General features: G+C 68.8%; 15 protein-coding genes. 14 read left to right on the top strand and 1 reads right to left on the bottom strand.

The features are described from left to right. The first annotated feature begins 121 nt into the window (after positions 1-121). The 5 genes from ACE3OU_RS12975 to ACE3OU_RS12955 all read left to right on the top strand — a co-directional run bounded on the left by ACE3OU_RS12975 (position 122) and on the right by ACE3OU_RS12955 (position 6,768). Positions 122-2,347 carry an EAL domain-containing protein gene (locus ACE3OU_RS12975; RefSeq protein WP_374241979.1) on the top strand — a complete coding sequence of 742 codons (2,226 nt, stop codon included), beginning with the start codon at positions 122-124 and terminating at the stop codon, positions 2,345-2,347. After that, positions 2,344-3,438, top strand: a complete 1,095-nt coding sequence (locus ACE3OU_RS12970) for an ABC transporter substrate-binding protein (RefSeq protein WP_374241978.1) — start codon at positions 2,344-2,346, stop codon at positions 3,436-3,438. Before ACE3OU_RS12975 ends, ACE3OU_RS12970 begins: the two co-directional genes overlap by 4 nt. Beyond that, complete coding sequence (locus ACE3OU_RS12965) at positions 3,438-4,736, top strand: PAS domain-containing protein (protein ID WP_374241977.1); 1,299 nt, start codon at positions 3,438-3,440, stop codon at positions 4,734-4,736. The genes ACE3OU_RS12970 and ACE3OU_RS12965 overlap by 1 nt, the downstream gene beginning before the upstream one ends. Positions 4,737-4,881: 145 nt before the next feature. Then, on the top strand, positions 4,882-5,826 hold the full coding sequence (locus ACE3OU_RS12960; protein ID WP_374241976.1) for a sensor histidine kinase: 945 nt from the start codon (positions 4,882-4,884) through the stop codon (positions 5,824-5,826). A 45-nt stretch (positions 5,827-5,871) separates the two neighbouring features. Then, a complete protein-coding gene (locus ACE3OU_RS12955; RefSeq protein WP_374241975.1) occupies positions 5,872-6,768 on the top strand; it encodes a DMT family transporter in 897 nt (298 codons plus the stop codon). A gap of 4 nt (positions 6,769-6,772) precedes the next feature. On the opposite strand, the gene ACE3OU_RS12950 is transcribed toward ACE3OU_RS12955, so the two are convergent. Continuing rightward, positions 6,773-7,156, bottom strand: a complete 384-nt coding sequence (locus tag ACE3OU_RS12950) for a hypothetical protein (RefSeq protein ID WP_374241974.1) — start codon at positions 7,154-7,156, stop codon at positions 6,773-6,775. A 189-nt stretch (positions 7,157-7,345) separates the two neighbouring features. Between ACE3OU_RS12950 and ACE3OU_RS12945 the strand changes: the two genes are divergently transcribed. From ACE3OU_RS12945 to ACE3OU_RS12905, 9 genes are all read left to right on the top strand, one after another. After that, the gene (locus ACE3OU_RS12945) at positions 7,346-7,645 is read left to right on the top strand and encodes a DUF2818 family protein (protein ID WP_374241973.1); all 300 of its coding nucleotides are present in this window, start codon (positions 7,346-7,348) and stop codon (positions 7,643-7,645) included. 320 nt (positions 7,646-7,965) lie between these two features. Then, complete coding sequence (locus ACE3OU_RS12940; protein WP_374241972.1) at positions 7,966-9,936, top strand: long-chain fatty acid--CoA ligase; 1,971 nt, start codon at positions 7,966-7,968, stop codon at positions 9,934-9,936. A 13-nt stretch (positions 9,937-9,949) separates the two neighbouring features. After that, entirely contained in the window at positions 9,950-10,732 is a 783-nt protein-coding gene (locus ACE3OU_RS12935; RefSeq protein WP_374241971.1) for an ABC transporter ATP-binding protein, read from the top strand. Positions 10,733-10,747: 15 nt separating this feature from the next. Next, positions 10,748-11,674 (top strand): branched-chain amino acid ABC transporter permease, encoded by a 927-nt coding sequence (locus ACE3OU_RS12930; protein WP_374241970.1) that lies wholly within the window; start codon positions 10,748-10,750, stop codon positions 11,672-11,674. A gap of 86 nt (positions 11,675-11,760) precedes the next feature. Further along, positions 11,761-12,828 (top strand): branched-chain amino acid ABC transporter permease, encoded by a 1,068-nt coding sequence (locus tag ACE3OU_RS12925; protein ID WP_374241969.1) that lies wholly within the window; start codon positions 11,761-11,763, stop codon positions 12,826-12,828. Positions 12,829-12,907: 79 nt separating this feature from the next. Continuing rightward, a complete protein-coding gene (locus ACE3OU_RS12920) occupies positions 12,908-14,230 on the top strand; it encodes an ABC transporter substrate-binding protein (RefSeq protein ID WP_374241968.1) in 1,323 nt (440 codons plus the stop codon). 113 nt (positions 14,231-14,343) lie between these two features. Beyond that, positions 14,344-15,144: an ABC transporter ATP-binding protein gene (locus ACE3OU_RS12915; protein WP_374241967.1), complete on the top strand. Its 801-nt coding sequence runs from the start codon at positions 14,344-14,346 to the stop codon at positions 15,142-15,144. Between the two features lie 160 nt (positions 15,145-15,304). Beyond that, positions 15,305-16,540, top strand: a complete 1,236-nt coding sequence (locus ACE3OU_RS12910) for a phenylacetate--CoA ligase family protein (RefSeq protein ID WP_374241966.1) — start codon at positions 15,305-15,307, stop codon at positions 16,538-16,540. Between the two features lie 112 nt (positions 16,541-16,652). Further along, positions 16,653-17,219 (top strand): DUF3455 domain-containing protein, encoded by a 567-nt coding sequence (locus ACE3OU_RS12905; protein WP_374241965.1) that lies wholly within the window; start codon positions 16,653-16,655, stop codon positions 17,217-17,219. The last annotated feature ends 121 nt before the right edge of the window (positions 17,220-17,340 follow it).

The following is a 17,340-nucleotide window of genomic DNA, read 5'->3' as shown; positions in this document are numbered from 1 at the left end:
TTCTCTCTGGATATCCCGTCGTGGAGCTGATTGCTCCCTGACGCATCGGGGGTGGGCGCCCTCCCGCGGCGGGTGCGCATGAACCAGGGGAGACCGGCGGGATGGGGGTGCAACGATGAGCATGTCGGACGATCCGCTCGTCTTTCAGGATGAAGAGGACGAGGTCGCCGGTCCGTCGGCCGACTTTGCCCCGCCGTGGCGGATCCTCGTCGTCGATGACGACGCCGACGTGCACGAGACCAGCCGCTTTGCCATGGCCGGCCTCCGCATCCTCGGCCGCCCCCTGGCGCTGCTGCACGCCATGTCCGGCAGGGAGGCGCTGGAGATCCTGCGCAGCGAGGGCAACATCGCGGTGATCCTGCTCGACGTGGTGATGGAGAGCGAGGATGCCGGGCTGCGCCTCGTGGACATCATCCGCAGCGACCTCAAGCTCCTCAACACGCGCATCATCCTGCGCACCGGGCAGCCCGGCCACGCCCCCGAGTGCGAGACGATCGCCCGTTACGACATCAACGACTACAAGACGAAAAGCGAGCTGACCCAGGAGAAGCTGTTTGCGTCGTTGACGGCGGCGATCCGCTCCTACGACCAGTTGCTCAGGCTCGATGCCAACCGGCGCGGCCTCGAGAAGATCGTCGCGGCGAGCAACCAGTTCATCGCCGACCAGGGCCTGCAGGCCTTCGCCGAGGGTGTCATCACCCAGATCGCCGGCCTGCTGGGCGTCGAGCCCGAGGGGCTGGTGTGCGCCGCCGCCGAGGACAGCCGCGGCGACGCGCCGCGGGAATACCGGGTGATCGCCGCGGCGGGGCATTTCAGCCACCTGATCCAGCAGCGCCTGTCGGAGCTCGACGATCCGTGGATCGCCTCCCAGCTGGTCGCCGCCCTGCGCGACCGCAGCAGCGCGGTGCACCCGCGCAGCATGGCCCTGTATTTCCGCAAGAGCGATGACGAAGGCTTCGCGGCCTTCATCGACTCGGCCAAGCCGATCCGCGAGGTGGACCGGGAGCTGCTCGAGGTCTTCTGCACCAATATCGCCCTGTGCGCCAAGAACGTCGATCTGGTGTCCGAGCTGCGCCGGGACGCCTTCATCGATCGCCAGATGGGCCTGCCCAACCGCACCGCGCTGGTCTGCGAGCTCAACGCCCGCCTGCGCGCCGGTGGGCCCGGCGGAGCCCTGGCGATCGTCGATGTGGACCAGTTCGCCTCCGCCAACGACGTGCTTGGCCACGACTACGGCGACGCCCTGCTGCGCCAGACCGCCCAGCGCCTGGCCGGGGCGCTGCCGGGCGAGGTCTTCCTGGCCCGGCTGGCGGGCGACGCCTTCGCGGTGCTGGGGGATGCGGCGGTCGTCGATGGCCCCAACATCCAGGCCTGCTTCCGCGAGCCCTTCGTGATCGAGGAGGTGCGTCACCCGGTGTCGGTGTGCGCGGGGGGCGTGCGGCTGACCGGCGATCATCGCTCCGGCATCGAATACCTCAAGGACCGCTACCTGGCCCTCAAGCGGGCCAAGGCCCAGGGGCTCGGCCAGACGGTCGTGTATTCCCGCGAGCTGGGCAGCGAGGCACGGGAGCGGGCGCAGCTGCTGCGCGACCTGCGGCTGGCCTTCGACCAGGCGCGGCTGTTCCTCGTCTATCAGCCCCAGGTCGATCTCGCCACCGGGCGGGTGGTCGGCGTCGAGGCGTTGCTGCGCTGGGCGCGGGACGACGCCACCGAGATCTCCCCCAACTGCTTCATCCCGATCGCCGAGCAGTCCGGGCTGATCGTCGGGATGGGCAACTGGCTGCTGCAGATTGCGCTGCTGGCCCTGCAGCGTTTCCGGGCCCAGGGCTTCCCACGGCTACGGATGGCCGTCAATGTGTCGCCGATCCAGCTGAGACAGGCGGATTTCCTGGCCCAGGTCCAGGAGGCGCTCGCCGAGACCGGGGTGGCGGCCGACGGGCTGGAGCTGGAGGTCACCGAGTCGATCGCCGTCGGCGGGCTCGAGTCGGCGGTGGAGCTGCTCGGCAACCTGCGGGCGATGGGGATCACGGTGGCCATCGATGATTTCGGCACCGGCTACTCGTCGCTGTCCTACCTCGAGCGCCTGCCTGCCGACCGCCTGAAGATCGACCGCAGCTTCATGCGCTCCCTTGCGAGCGGCACGGCTGGCGGGCGCATCGCGCGGACGATCATCGTGCTGGGCCGGGAGCTGGGGCTCAAGGTGCTCGCCGAAGGGGTCGAGAACGAGGCCGTCGCCGCCGAGGTGGCGGCCCTCGGTTGTGCCGAGGCCCAGGGCTACCACTACGCCCGGCCGATGCCCGAGGAGGCCTTTGTGGCCTGGCTGCGGGCCCGCCAGGACGCGCCATGAAGGCTGCTCGTCTGCTCGTCGCGGGTGTCGCGCTGCTCCTGGCGGCCTGCGGGGCGCCGGAGCCGGTGCGCGTCGGTTTCATCGCCGAACTCACCGGCCGCTCGGCTGACCTCGGCGAGGCCGGCCGCAACGCAATGATGATGGTGGCCGACGAGTTCCGCGAGCAGGGCCGCTTCGGCGGCCGCCCCGTGGAGATCATCGTCCGCGACATCGGCGCCAGCGCCGACACCGCCCGGCGCTCGGCCGAGGAGCTTGTGGCGGCCGGGGTCGAGGTGATCGTCGGGCCGATGACCAGCGCCAGCATCGACGCAATCATGCCGGTGACCGAGGCGGCGGGGGTGCTGCTGGTCTCGCCGACCGCCTCGGCGGTCAAGTTCTACGGCCAGGACGACCACCTGTTCCGCATCAACGCCACCACCCGCGACAACGGGCGCAATTACGCGGAGCACTACTTCGCCCGCGGCATCCGGCGCATCGCGGTGGCGGTCAATCACGACAACCAGGCTTTCTCCGCGAGCTGGCTGGCCGAGTTCCGGCGCGCCTACGAGGCCGTCGGCGGCAGGGTGCTGGCTGCCCCCTTCTTCGACTCCAGCGCCCCCAGCTACGAACCCGTCGTGCACGAGCTGCTGGCCGGGCGGCCGGACGGCCTGCTCTTCATCGCCAACGCGGTGGATTCGGCCCGGCTGGCCCAGCAGGTGCACAAGCTCCGGCCCGGCATGCCGATGATCGTCGCCGAATGGGGCGGCACCTCCCAGCTGATCGTGCTCGGCGGCCGGGCGGTGGAGGGCATGATGCTCCTCCAGAACTACAACCAGGAGGACGACTCTCCCCGCTACCGGGCCTTCGAGCAGGCCTACCGGCAGCGCTTCGGCAAGCCGCCGGCCTTCGGCAGCGTGCTCGCCTACGATGCGGGCATCGCCGTGCTGACGGCCCTGGCCCGGCGGGAGCGGGGCGTGAAGGTGAAGGACGCGCTGATCCGCTTCGGGCCCTACGAAGGGCTGCAGCAGGAGGTCCGCTTCGATGCCAACGGGGACGCCAGCCGGGTCGCCCACTTCATGATGGTGAAGGACGGACGTTTCGTCCGCGAGTGATGGCCGGCGCCCGCCAATGGCACCTCCGCTCCTGGCTGATCTTGCTGTTGTGCGTCAGCTCGGTGGTCAGTTTCCTGGTCATCGGGGCGCTGCTGTTCCTCGTCCGGGTTCCGCAGATCTCCAGTGAAACCCGCGCCGGCCTGCAGGTCGAGGCGGCCGAGCTGGCGCGCCGCAGCGAGCTGATCCTCGGCACGCTGCAGACCCAGCTCGAGCTGCTCGGCGCGCTGCTGGCCGACAACCCGGGGGCCGACGTGCAGGTGGCGCTCCAGCGGGCAGTGGCCGAGGGCGGGGCCTTTGCCGCGGTGTATCAGGTGGGCCCCGACGGCGCCATCGTGCGGGCGGCGGTGACGCCGGCGGCGGGGCGGGGCCGGCGCGAGGAGGTCATCGGCAACGATCTGTCCCACGACCCCCTGTTCCTTCGGGTCAGCCGCCGCCGCGACGCGGCCTGGAGCGACAAGTACATCTCGCCGGTCAGCGGCGCGGTGATGGTGGGGGTCGGGGTCGTCGCCGGCAAGAGCGTGCTCGTCGGCGAGGTGCCCCTCGACTACATCCTCAAGACCCTGTGGACCGCCAGCGGGCGCGGCATGCTGAGGGTGTCCGTCCTCGACCGGCGGGGCGAGGTGCTGGCGGACAGCGACAGCCCGGCCCGGGTCGGCACCCTCAACCTGGTCGGCGAGGAGATCTTCCGGCGGGCCCTCGAGGTGGACCTGCCGGTGGGTACCCTGCGGCTCGAAGGCCATGAGTTCGACGCGACGATGGCCCACTCGAAGCAGCTCGACTGGTTCTTCCTCGTGCGCACCCCCAGCGGCATCGAGAACCCGCGCATCGCCTCGACCCTCGACCTGGGCATCGCGGCGCTGGTCGGTTCGCTGGTGCTCGGCCTGCTGCTGGCGCCGGTGTGGGCGACCGGCGTGGCGCGCCCGATCGGCATCATCACCGAGCGGGCCCGCCAGGTGGCGGACGGCGAGCCGCCGGGCGAGTGGCCGCAGCTGCACAGCGTCGAGCTCAATGACCTGTCGGCCGACCTCTCGCGCATGTCGTCGGTGCTGCGGGCCCGGGAGCAGGAGCTGCAGGCCATCTTCGACGCCTCGCCGGTGGGGATCGCGCTGCTCGATCCCCGGGCCGATTACGCCTTCGTCAAGGCCAACCAGGCGGTCGGCCAGCTGCTGGGCCACCCCGTGGACGAACTGATCGGCAAGGCCGGGCCGCAGCCCGGCCTGTGGGGGGACCCCGAGGCCCGCGCCGGGCTGTACGCCACCCTCGAGCGCGAGGGGCGGGCGGCTTGGCCGAGGCCCTGAGCTACGCCGCGCCCACGCCACCCTCGAGCGCGAGGGGCGGGCCCAGGTCGAGGCCTGGCTCAACCGCGGCGACGGCCGCCGCTTCCTGGCTGCCCTCAGCGCCCGCAGCCTGTCCATCATCGGCCAGCCGCGTACCATCTGGGTCGTGGCCGACATCACCGCGCAGCGCCGCATCGAGCAGGAAATCCCCGAGCTCAATGCCGAGCTGGAGCAGCGTGTGCAGCGACGCACCGACGAACTCAACCAGGCCAACGCCGAGCTGTCGTCCACCGTCCAGCGGCTCCAGCTGACCCTCGACGAGCTGGTGCGGGCCGAGAAGCTCGCCTCGCTCGGTTCGATGGTGGCGGGCATCGCCCACGAGCTGAACACGCCCCTGGGCAACGGGGTGATGGCGGTGTCCTCGCTGCGCGGCGCCATCGCCACCTTCCGCCTGCAGAGCGAGCAGGGCCTGCGGCGCTCGATGCTCAACCAGCTGCTCGAGACGATGACCACCGGCACCGACATCGCCGCCCGCAACCTGGCCCGGGCCGCCGAGCTGGTGTCGAGTTTCAAGCAGGTGGCGGCCGACCAGGCCAGCTCCCAGCGGCGCAGCTTTGCGCTCCACGAGGTGACCGGCGAGATCGTCCTCACCCTGCGCCCGCTCCTCAAGCGCAGCGAGGTGGAGATCGACGTGAAGGTGCCCCGCGACCTCTTCTTCGACAGCTATCCGGGGCCCCTCGGTCAGGTGCTCACCAACATGGTCTCGAATGCCGTGGCCCACGCCTTCGAGGGGCGCAGCGACCGGCGCATCGTCATCGGGGCCGAGGTGCTGGCGCCGGGGCGGGTCGGCATCCGGGTGTCCGACAACGGCTGCGGCATCCCGCCCGATCTGTTGCCACGGATCTTCGACCCCTTCGTCACCACCCGCATGGGCCGCGGCGGCACCGGGCTCGGCCTGCACATCGCCCACAACCTGGTGGTTCAGGTGCTCGGCGGCAGCATCGCCGTCGACAGCCGGCCGGGCGAGGGCACCCGCTTCACCATCGAGCTGCCCTGCAAGGCGCCCGTCGCGGCCACCGTCGCCGACACCGGCGCCGGGCGGACGGGCTAAACTCCGGGCTGCCCCTCCCGTCCTTCTTCCCTCCTGCGTATCGCCATGAGCCAGTCCGGCAACCGTCTCGGGCTCACCTTCGCCGTTCTCGGCGCGGTGGGCTTCTCCTTCAAGGCCATCCTGATCAAGCTGGCCTATCCTTACGGCGTGGACGCGGTGACGCTGCTGGCCCTGCGCATGGGGCTCTCGCTGCCTTTCTTCCTGGCCCTCGGCTGGGCCGACCGGCGGCGGCGCCAGCCGGTGCCGCTGACCGGGCGCGACTGGGGGCTGATGCTGGGCCTCGGCGTCACCGGCTACTACCTGGCGAGCTACCTGGATTTCCTTGGCCTGCAATACATCTCGGCGGCGCTGGAGCGGCTGATCCTGTTCGCCTACCCGACCCTGGTGGTGCTGTTCTCGGCGCTGTTCCTGGGCAAGCCGATCACCCGCCGGGCGGCGGGGTCGATCGCCCTGTGCTATGCCGGCATCGCCCTCGCGGTGGCCCATGACCTCGACCTGGGCGGCGACGCCCACGAGGTGTGGCTGGGCGGGGCGCTGGTCTTCGGCAGCGCCGTCTCCTACGCGCTCTACCTGATGGGCAACGGGCAGGCCGTCGGGCGGCTGGGGGCGGCCCGGGTGACGGCCGCGGCCAGCACCATCGCCTGCGTGCTGTGCCTGGTCCACTTTGCGGCGACGCGACCCCTCGGCCTGCTCGTCCAGCCCGCGCCGGTGATGGGGCTGGCGGTGGCGATGGCGCTGTTCTCGACGGTGCTGCCGGTGTGGATGGTCTCCGAGGCGATCCGCCGCCTGGGCGCCGGCCCGGTGTCGCTGATCGGCACCCTCGGCCCGGTGGTCACGCTCTTCCTGGGCTGGCTGATCCTCGCCGAGCCGATCGGCGTCTACCAGCTGGTCGGCGGGGCGCTGGTGATCGCCGGCGTGCTGCTGGTGGGGAGCAAGCGCTGAGGCCTCAGGGCGCGTCTGCGGCGTCGGGCGTGTCGAGCAGGCGCTCGCACTCGGCCATCAGCGACTGGGCCAGCTCCGACTGGTGGTTCGGGTCGAGGGCCTCGTTCATCTCGTGGCTGATGAAGAGCCCCGCCTCCCGCGACACCGAGCCTTCCACCTGGCGGGCCAGTTGGTCGCTGAGGGCCGCCAGCCGGCGTCGCGCCTCGACCGGCAGCTGGCGCTTCGAGCGGGCCAGCCAGTCGGCGGCGAGGCTGGCCGCCTGGGCGTCGGTGAGCCACTTGCCGTGCTCGTAGAACACGCTGAGCCGCTCGGCGGCGAGGGCGAAGATCAGGGCCACGCGGATGCCGCGTTCGGTGGTGGTCGGGGGGAGGGGGCGGTCGAAGGACATGGGGCGGGGGCCGGCCGCGGCGCGGCGCAGCGGGGGACGAGTTGGCGAGCCTGCGCGAGTCGCGTATCGTGACGGGCCTGCCCATCGGGGGCAAGCTGTGTGTTTGCCCAGGGCCGGCGGCCCGGCCCGCCGGGCACAGGCATGTTGATCGCGCCATCCGCTGTGGCGCGGGGTTTCGGGGTTGCTCACGTGAGTCTTGGTTTCGTCGTCGTCCTCATCGCTCTGCTGCTGGTCGCCAATGCGTTCTTCGTCAGCGAGCGTTTCCTGTTCGCGCTGCCGCTGAAGGGGCCCAAGAGTCTCTTCCTGCGTTTCGTCGAGCTCGCGCTGCTGTATGGCGCCAGCCTCCTCGCCGCCCGCCTGGCCGAGGGGCGCCTGCACGGCGCGCCCTATCCCCAGGGCTGGGAGTTCTACGTGATCTGCATCTGCCTGATCCTCGTCGCGGCCTTTCCCGGCTTCATCTACCGCTACATGTGGCGCAAGGACGGCTGACCCGCCTTACCACCCGGTGCCGTTGCGGCGGCATGGGGGGATTCACGGGGCGATTCCCGCCCGCCGTCGTCCCGTGCGCTGCTGACGCAGGGGCTTCATTCTCCTGGCGTTTTCCCGCTCTTTCACGGAATTCGCCGCGTCCTTGTCCCCGCCGTTCAGGCCATCACAATTCCGTACATTTGAAAAACAGTTGCGCAAACATGGTTTGCGAGACTGGCCTCCTGACAAGCGATCATCCGCGGACACCGTAGCGCCCCTTCCGGCGCCCATCGGCAGAAGCCGCGGAGGCGCGACCGAGAGACAACCGGAGGAGGAGTGGGATGGCCGACGCCCGAGGAAGCGCCGCGGATGCCGCGAGCCTGGATACCTTTCCGCGGCTGCTGATGCAGCACGCCCGCCAGCGGCCGACACGGCCGGCGATGCGCGAAAAAGCCTACGGCATCTGGCAGACCTATAGCTGGGCCGAAGTGGCCGAGAAGGTCCGCGCGATCGCCGGTGGCCTGGCCGAGCTGGGCTTCCGCCGCGGCGACCGGCTGGCCGTGGTGGGGGACAACCGGCCGCGCCTGTATTGGTCGGTGGCCGCCTGCCAGTGCCTGGGCGGCATCCCGGTGATGATGTACCAGGACGCCGTGGCCCAGGAGATGTCCTACGTGATGCAGGACGCGGAGATCCGCTTCGCCTGCGTCGAGGACCAGGAGCAGGTGGACAAGATGCTCGAGATCCACGGCGGCCTGCCGCACCTCGAGCACGTGATCTACGACGACGCCCGCGGCCTGCGCCACTACGATCAGCCCTTCCTGCACAGCCTCGACGCGGTGCTGGAGCGGGGCGCCGCCCACGCCCGGGCCAACCCCGGGTTCATCGACCGGGAGATCGACAAGGGCAGCCCCGACGACGTCTCGGTGATGCTGTACACCTCCGGCACCACCGGCAAGCCGAAGGGCGTCTGCCAGAGCCACGCGGCCTTCATCGCCGCGGCGCGGGGCGGCTGCAGCTTTGACAAGCTCTCCGACCAGGAGGACATCCTCTCTTACCTGCCGATGGCCTGGGTCGGCGATCACCTGTTCTCCTACGCCCAGGCGCTGGTGGCGGGCTTCACCATCAACTGCCCGGAGTCGGGCGACACGGTGATGAACGACCTGCGGGAGATCGGGCCCACCTACTACTTCGCGCCGCCGCGGGTGTTCGAGAACCTGCTCACCCAGGTGATGATCCGCATGGAGGACGCCAGCAGCCTCAAGCGCCGGCTGTTCCAGCACTTCATGGACGTGGCCAGGCGCTGCGGCGCCGACATCCTCGACGGCAAGGACGTCTCGGGTGGCGACCGCCTGCAGTACTGGCTGGGCAAGCTGTTCATCTACGGCCCGCTGAAGAACGTGCTCGGCCTCAGCCGGGTGCGGGTGGCCTACACCGCCGGCGCGGCGATCGGGCCCGACCTGTTCCGCTTCTACCGCTCGATCGGCATCAACCTCAAGCAGCTCTACGGCCAGACCGAGACCTGCGCCTACGTGTGCCTGCAGCCCGACGGCCAGATCAAGCTCGACTCGGTGGGCACCCCGGCGCCCAACGTGGAGGTCAAGCTGGCCGACAACGGCGAGATCCTGGTGCGTGGCCCGATGCTGCTGAAGGCCTATTACAAGCGCCCCGACGCCACCGCCGAGTCGATCAACGCCGAGGGCTACTTCATGACCGGCGACGCGGGCTACTTCGACGCCGACGGCCACCTCAAGATCATCGACCGGGCCAAGGACGTGGGCAAGCTCACCGGCGGCGGCATGTTTGCCCCCAACTACATCGAGAACAAGCTCAAGTTCTTCCAGCACATCAAGGAGGTGGTGTGCTTCGGCAACCAGCGCGACTACGTCACCGCCTTCGTGAACATCGACCTCGAAGCCGTCGGCAACTGGGCCGAGCGCCGTGGCATGGCCTACTCGGGCTATACCGACCTGGCCAGCCAGCCCCAGGTGTACGAGCTGATCCGTGAGTGCATCGAGCAGGTCAATGCCGACCTCGCCGCCGACCCCAACATGAGTGAATCCCAGATCAAGCGTTTCCTGGTGCTGCACAAGGAACTCGACGCCGACGACGGCGAGCTCACCCGCACCCGCAAGGTGCGCCGCAATTTCGTCGCCGAGAAGTACGCGGTGCTGATCGACGCCCTGTATGGCGGCAAGACCAGCCAGTACATCGAGACCCAGGTGACCTACGAGGATGGCCGCACCAACAAGGTGTCCGCCGAGCTCACCATCGCCGACGCCAAGACCTTCCCGCCCGCGCGGAAGGCCGCCTGAGGAGACCGACACCATGGCCAGACAGATCGGCGACGTGATCGTCGACCTCCAGAACATCTCGCTGCGCTTCGGCGGCGTGAAGGCACTCACCGACATCAGCTTCAACGTGAAGGAGCACGAGATCCGCTCCATCATCGGCCCCAACGGCGCCGGCAAGAGCTCGATGCTCAACGTGATCAACGGCGTGTATCACCCGCAGGAAGGGCAGATCTACTTCAAGGGCGCGCTGCGCAAGAAGATGGAGCCCCACGAGGCGGCCGAGCAGGGCATCGCCCGCACCTTCCAGAACATCGCGCTGTTCAAGGGCATGACGGTGCTCGACAACATCATGACCGGGCGCAACCTCAAGATGAAGTGCAACTTCCTGCAGCACGCCCTCTACTGGGGCGCCGCGCAGAAGGAAGAAATTGCCCACCGCATCAAGGTGGAGGAGGTCATCGAGTTCCTCGAGATCCAGGACATCCGCAAGACCCCGGTCGGGCGCCTGCCCTACGGCCTGCAGAAGCGGGTCGAGCTGGCCCGCGCGCTGGCCGCCGAGCCCCACATCCTGCTCCTCGACGAGCCGATGGCGGGCATGAACGTGGAGGAGAAGCAGGACATGTGCCGCTTCATCCTCGACGTGAATGACCACTACGGCACCACCATCGTGCTGATCGAGCACGACATGGGCGTGGTGATGGACATCTCCGACCGGGTGGTGGTGCTCGACTACGGCAAGAAGATCGGCGACGGGGAGCCGGACGAAGTCAAGAACAACCCCGAGGTCATCAAGGCTTATCTCGGGACATCCCATTAAGGGCGGGGGCAGACCATGCAATTCTTCATCGAGGTTCTGATCGGCGGCCTGCTGTCCGGCGTGATGTATGCGCTGGTGGCGCTGGGTTTCGTGCTGATCTACAAGGCGTCCGGGGTGTTCAACTTCGCCCAGGGGGCGATGGTGTTCTTCGCGGCGCTCACCTTCGTCGGTTTCCAGGAGGTGCTGCCCGGCTGGCTCGGGCTGGAGGCCGGCGGGAGCGCGGTGTTCTGGCTGGCCTTTCTGCTGGCCTTCGTGGCGATGGTGCTGCTGGGCATCGCCACCGAGCGCATCGTGCTGCGGCCGCTGGTCAACCAGCCCCACATCACCCTCTTCATGGCCACCATCGGCCTCACCTACCTGGTCGAGGGCCTGGCCCAGATGGTGTGGGGCGCCAACGTGCGCGGCCTCGACCTGGGCATCGTCGATGAGCCGATCGCCTGGCTGATGGACAACTACGAGATCGGCGTCTCCAAGTTCGACCTCTTCGCCGCCGGCGTGGCGGCCTCGCTGGTGGCCCTGCTGGCGCTGCTCTTCCAATACACCAAGGTCGGCCGCGCCCTGCGGGCGGTGGCGGACGACCACCAAGCGGCCCTGTCGATCGGCATCCCGCTGCAGACGATCTGGCGCGTGGTGTGGGCGGTGGCGGGCTTCGTCGCGCTGGTGGCCGGGATGATCTGGGGCGCCCGCAACGGCGTGCAGTTCGCCCTCACCTTCACCGCCCTCAAGGCGTTGCCGGTGCTGATCCTGGGCGGCTTCACCTCGGTGCCGGGGGCGATCGTCGGCGGCCTGATCATCGGCGCCTCCGAGAAGCTGGCCGAGGTCTATGTGGGCCCGATGGTGGGCGGCGGCATCGAAGGCTGGTTCCCCTACATGCTGGCGCTGGCCTTCCTGCTGGTGCGGCCGGAAGGCTTGTTCGGCGAGAAGCACATCGACCGCGTGTGAGATTGCTGGGCGAGGCGTGGGGCGGGGGCGCAGTGCTTTCCCGGCCCCCATGCCTTGCGCTGCCCCGTGAATAAGGAGCAACAACGATGTTTTACCGTGAAGCCGGCCAGTTCAAGGCCAGTTATGCCGAAGATAGCCGCATCTTCCCGATCCGCCAGGACCGCATCGGGTTCTGGCTGCTGATGCTGGTCTTCGGTGTCGCCGTGCCCCTCCTCACCAACGAATACTGGCTGAAGGCGATCCTGATCCCGGTGCTGATCTTCTCGCTGGCGGCGCTGGGCCTCAACATCCTCACCGGCTACGCCGGCCAGCTGTCGCTGGGCTCGGCGGCCTTCATGGCGGTGGGAGCCTTCGCCGCCTACAACTTCATGCTGCGCATCGACGGCATGCCCTTCCTGGTGGCGCTGGTGCTGGCCGGCCTCACCGCCGCGGCGGTGGGCATCCTGTTCGGCCTGCCCAGCCTGCGCATCAAGGGCTTCTACCTGGCGGTGGCGACCCTGGCGGCCCAGTTCTTCATCGTGTGGGCGCTGGTGAAGTTTCCGTGGTTCTCCAACAACTCGTCGTCCGGCGTGGTGACCGCCCAGGATGTGACCATCCTCGGCTACACCTTCGCCTCGCCCGAGGCCAAGTACGTGCTCACCTTCCTGATCGTCACCGTGATGGCCCTGCTGGCCAAGAACATGGTGCGCTCCTCCACCGGCCGGGCCTGGATGGCGGTGCGCGACATGGACGTGGCGGCCCAGGTGATCGGCTTCCGGCTGATGCGCACCAAGCTGCTGGCCTTCGCGGTGAGCAGCTTCTACTGCGGCGTGGCGGGCGCGCTGTATGCCTACACCTACATCGGCACCGTCGAGCCCGAGGGCTTCAACCTGGATCTGTCCTTCAAGATCCTGTTCATGATCATCATCGGCGGGGTCGGCTCGATCATGGGGTCCTTCCTCGGCGCGGCCTTCATCGTGCTGCTGCCGATCCTGCTGGACAACGTGGTGCCGGCCCTCTTCGGCGATGCGCTGGGGGCGGGCTTCGTGTCCAACTTCCAGCTCATCATCTTCGGCGGCCTGATCATCTTCTTCCTGATCGTCGAGCCCCACGGCCTCGCCCGGCTGTGGCAGATCGCCAAGGAGAAGCTGCGCCTGTGGCCCTTCCCCCATTGACGTTCATGCCGCTTCCGTCACGCACGTCTGGAAAACCGTTTTCGTCGTAGCACCCAAACCAAAAAAGAGGAGACACACCATGAAACTCAAGCACACCGTTCTGCTGGGTGCTGCCGTTGCCGGGCTGCTGGGCAGCGCCGTGGCGAGCGCCGACGAACAGTTCATCGGCCTGCCGAGCTATCGGGTCGGCCCCTACGCCTCGGGTGGTTCGGGGCTGTTCGGCGGCTGGATCGACTACATGCAGCTCATCAACGAGCGTGACGGCGGCATCAACGGCGTCAAGCTCACCTGGGAAGAGTGTGAGACCGAATACAACAACGCCCGCGGCGTCGAGTGCTACGAGCGCCTCAAGAAGAAGGGCAGCACCGGCAACACGGTGTTCCAGCCGGTGTCCACCGGCATCACCTACTCGGTGCTCGACAAGGTGGTGCAGGACAAGATCCCGATGGTCACCATCGGCTACGGCCGCACCGACGCCGCCGACGGGCGCGTCTTCCCGTGGGTCTTCCCGATGATCACCACCTACTGGTCCCAGGCCTCGGCCATCGTGAACTTCATGGGCCAGAAGGAAGGCGGGATGGACAAGCTGAAGGGCAAGAAGATCGGCCTGCTCTACCACGACTCCGCCTACGGCAAGGAGTCCCACGCGATCATGGACAAGCTGGCCGCCAAGCACGGCTTCGAGGTCATCAAGATCGCCGTGGCCCACCCGGGCAACGAGCAGCAGTCCCAGTGGCTGCAGATCCGCCAGGCCAAGCCCGACTACGTGGTGCTGTGGGGCTGGGGCGTGATGAACCCGACCGCCATCAAGGCCGCCGCCAAGACCGGCTTCCCGCGCGAGAAGCTGATCGGCGTGTGGTGGTCCGGCGCCGAGGAGGACACCATTCCGGCCGGCCCCGCCGCGAAGGGCTTCATTGCCGCCGGCTTCAACGTGGCCGGCGCCAACTACCCGGTGGTGGCCGACATCAAGAAGCACGTGTACGGCAAGAACAAGGGCAACATGGAAGACAAGACCCGGGTCGGCTCGGTGTATTACAACCGCGGCGTGGTGCACGGGATCATCACCGTCGAGGCGATCCGCAAGGCCCAGGAGAAGTACGGCAAGGGCAAGGCCCTCACCGGCGAGCAGGTGCGCTGGGGCTTCGAGAACCTCAACCTCGACGAGGCCCGCCTGAAGGCCCTCGGCGCCACCGGCTTCATGCCGCCGCTGAAGCTCAGCTGCGCCGACCACGAAGGCCCGGGCAAGGTGAAGTTCCAGCAGTGGGACGGCGCCCAGTGGAAGGTCATCACCGACTGGGTCGACTCCGACCGTCCGCTGGTGCGCGGCATGATCGAGGAGTCCGCCGCCGCCTACGCCAAGGAAAAGGGCATCAAGCCGCGTGACTGCTCGAAGGAGAGCTGACGAGCGGCAAAGTTCCGTAGGTCGGGTGACGCCCTCGGGCTGACCCGACCCGCAGCGAACCAGAATGATCGAGGGCGGCCCACGCCGCCCCGTACAGGAGGATGGCCGACGCCATGTCTTACCTCAGCATCAACAACATCGAGGTCATTTACGACCACGTGATCCTCGTGCTCAAGGGCGTCTCGCTCCAGGTGCCCCAGGGCAAGATCGTCGCGCTGCTCGGCGCCAACGGCGCGGGCAAGAGCACCACCCTCAAGTCGATCTCCAACCTGCTGCGGGCCGAGCGGGGGGACGTGACCAAGGGCAGCGTCGAGTTCAAGGGGCAGCGCATCGACCAGCTCACGCCGGCCGACCTCGTGAAGAAGGGCGTGATCCAGGTGATGGAGGGGCGCCACTGCTTCGGCCACCTGTCCATCGAGGAGAACCTCCTCACCGGCGCCTACACCCGCAGCCAGAGCCGCGCCGAGCTCCGCGAGAGCCTCGAGAAGGTGTACGCCTACTTTCCGCGCCTCAAGACGCGGCGCACCTCCCAGGCCGGCTACACGTCGGGCGGCGAGCAGCAGATGTGCGCCATCGGCCGCGCCCTGATGGCCAAGCCCGAGATGATCCTGCTCGACGAGCCGTCGATGGGCCTCGCCCCGCAGATCGTCGAGGAGATCTTCGAGATCGTGAAGGACCTCAACAGCAAGGAAAACGTGAGCTTCCTGCTGGCCGAGCAGAACACCATGGTCGCGCTGCGCTATGCCGACTTCGGCTACATCCTCGAGAACGGCCGCGTCGTGATGGAAGGCGAGGCCGCCGACCTGCGCACCAACGAGGACGTGAAGGAGTTCTACCTCGGGCTGTCGTCGGAGGGGCGGAAGAGCTTCCGGGAGGTAAAGCATTACCGGCGAAGGAAGAGGTGGTTGTCGTAGGGGTGGGGCTGTGCCTGCGTTTGTGCAGCCGCTTGGTTGCTGGTCTCCGTCAGCGAACCGTAATTAACCCGTGCCAACGGAACGCCACCCAATTGAAACCCGCCGCTCTCCGGCACAAAGAAGCCCCGCGCAAAGCGCCCCCACGTACTGCGGAGACACCATGAAATACTACGACGCCCGTGAAACCCGCGACCCCGCTGTCCGGGAGCAGGAGCTGCTGGCCCGGCTGCCGCGGCAGGTCGCCCACGCCAAGGCCCATGCTCCGGCCTTCGCGGCGCTGCTGCAGGATGTGGACCCGGCCGCCGTCACCAGCCGCGAGGCGCTGGCCCGGCTGCCGGTGCTGCGCAAGTCCGATCTCCTCGAGCGGCAGAAGGCGGCGCGGCCCTTCGGCGGCTTTGCGGCCACCGGCTGGGGCACGGGCTGTGCGCGGGTGTTCGCGTCGCCCGGGCCGATCTACGAACCGGAGGGCGCGCGCCGGGATTACTGGCGCCTGGCGCGGGCCTTCCACGCGGCGGGCTTCCGGGCCGGCGACCTGGTGCACAACACCTTCTCGTACCACTTCACGCCGGCCGGCTCGATGATGGAGACGGCGGCCCACGCGCTGGGTTGCACGGTCTTTCCGGCCGGGGTGGGACAGACCGAGCAGCAGCTGGCGGCGATGCTCGACCTGCGCCCCGACGCCTACGCCGGCACCCCGTCCTTCCTGCGCATCCTGCTCGACAAGGCAGCCGAGGCCGGCCTGCGCCTCGACAGCCTGAAGAAGGCCTTCGTCTCGGGCGAGGCCTTTCCGCCCAGCCAGCGCGAGGCCCTCGCCGCCGCCGGCATCCAGGCCTACCAGGCCTACGCCACCGCCGACATCGGCCTGATCGCCTTCGAGACGCCGGCCCTGGAGGGCATGGTGCTCGACGAGGACGTGCTGCTCGAGATCGTCCGCCCTGGCACCGGCGACCCGGTGGCCCCCGGCGAGGTGGGGGAGGTGGTGGTGACCACCTTCAACCCCGACTATCCGCTGATCCGCTTCGGCACCGGCGACCTGTCGGCGGTGCTGCCCGGGCTGTCGCCCTGCGGGCGCACCAACACGCGCATCCGCGGCTGGCTCGGGCGGGCCGACCAGACCACCAAGGTGCGCGGGATGTTCGTGCACCCGGGGCAGGTGGTTGCCGTGCTCAAGCGTCACCCGGAACTCGGCCGCGGCCGGCTGGTGGTGGACAACCCCGACCACACCGACCGCATGACCCTCCACTGCGAGGTGGCGGCGCCCCCGGCGGGCCTCGCCGAGGCGGTCGCCGGCTCGGTCCGCGAGCTCACCAAGCTGCGCGCCGAGGTGCATTTCTGCGCCCTCGGCAGCCTCGCCAACGACGGCAAGGTGATCGACGACATCCGGCGCTACGACTGACCGAAAAAATATTTTCGGTGGGGTGCATCCAGATGCGGGGCTGGCGGGTAGTGGAAGAGACGGCGCAAGAAAGCGTCGCTTCCCAACCCCCGATCCCGACTGGAGAAATATCATGCAAGCCACCCTCACCCCCATCGCCGCCCGCCTGTCCCTGATCGCCGCCACCGGCCTCTTGGCCGCCTGTTCCAGCATGGGCCCCGCGCCGGCGCCCGTCAGCCAGGACAGCCTGCCCGACCCCATCAAGGTGCCCGCCGGCAACCGCCTGGCCTGGGAGACCACCACCGTCGGCGGCGAGATCACCTACGAGTGCCGCGACAAGGCCGCCGCGCCGGGGCAGACCGAGTGGGTGTTCGTCGGCCCGAAGGCCGAGCTGAAGGATCGCGCCGGCAAGACCGTCGGCCGCTACTACGGCCCCCCCGCCACCTGGGAAGCCCTCGACGGCTCCAGGCTGACCGCCACCCAGCTGGCCGTCGCGCCGTCCGGCGCCGGCAATCTGCCCTACCAGCTGGTCAAGGCCAACCCGGCCACCGGCAGCGGCGCCCTGAGCGGCGTGACCTACATCCAGCGCGTCGCGCTGAAGGGCGGCGTGGCGCCGGCGGCCGAGTGCGGCACCGCCAACCGCGGCCAGCGTGCGACGGTCGGCTACCAGGCGGACTACCTGTTCTGGAAAGCCCTCTGAGCACCCCAACCCCGCGCACGGGCCAGGTGTCCCTGAAGAAACGACGATGCGTTACAAGGTGAACGGCAGTGCCGAGATGACCGACACGTCATTGGTGCGAGCGCGCGGCGTTAGCCGACGC

Source organism: Zoogloea sp. (genome assembly GCF_041908905.1).
GTDB lineage: Bacteria > Pseudomonadota > Gammaproteobacteria > Burkholderiales > Rhodocyclaceae > Zoogloea.
Note: the sequence above shows the minus strand (reverse complement) of the source record. Positions and strands in the feature narration are given on the sequence as shown.

Coding starts and splice junctions, on each gene's coding strand:
- ACE3OU_RS12970 (WP_374241978.1), top strand. CDS start 2,344: ATGAAGGCTGCTCGTCTGCTCGTCGCGGGTGTCGCGCTGCTCCTGGCG.
- ACE3OU_RS12965 (WP_374241977.1), top strand. CDS start 3,438: ATGGCCGGCGCCCGCCAATGGCACCTCCGCTCCTGGCTGATCTTGCTG.
- ACE3OU_RS12955 (WP_374241975.1), top strand. CDS start 5,872: ATGAGCCAGTCCGGCAACCGTCTCGGGCTCACCTTCGCCGTTCTCGGC.
- ACE3OU_RS12910 (WP_374241966.1), top strand. CDS start 15,305: ATGAAATACTACGACGCCCGTGAAACCCGCGACCCCGCTGTCCGGGAG.
- ACE3OU_RS12950 (WP_374241974.1), bottom strand. CDS start 7,156: ATGTCCTTCGACCGCCCCCTCCCCCCGACCACCACCGAACGCGGCATC.
- ACE3OU_RS12915 (WP_374241967.1), top strand. CDS start 14,344: ATGTCTTACCTCAGCATCAACAACATCGAGGTCATTTACGACCACGTG.
- ACE3OU_RS12905 (WP_374241965.1), top strand. CDS start 16,653: ATGCAAGCCACCCTCACCCCCATCGCCGCCCGCCTGTCCCTGATCGCC.
- ACE3OU_RS12920 (WP_374241968.1), top strand. CDS start 12,908: ATGAAACTCAAGCACACCGTTCTGCTGGGTGCTGCCGTTGCCGGGCTG.
- ACE3OU_RS12975 (WP_374241979.1), top strand. CDS start 122: ATGTCGGACGATCCGCTCGTCTTTCAGGATGAAGAGGACGAGGTCGCC.
- ACE3OU_RS12925 (WP_374241969.1), top strand. CDS start 11,761: ATGTTTTACCGTGAAGCCGGCCAGTTCAAGGCCAGTTATGCCGAAGAT.
- ACE3OU_RS12940 (WP_374241972.1), top strand. CDS start 7,966: ATGGCCGACGCCCGAGGAAGCGCCGCGGATGCCGCGAGCCTGGATACC.
- ACE3OU_RS12930 (WP_374241970.1), top strand. CDS start 10,748: ATGCAATTCTTCATCGAGGTTCTGATCGGCGGCCTGCTGTCCGGCGTG.
- ACE3OU_RS12935 (WP_374241971.1), top strand. CDS start 9,950: ATGGCCAGACAGATCGGCGACGTGATCGTCGACCTCCAGAACATCTCG.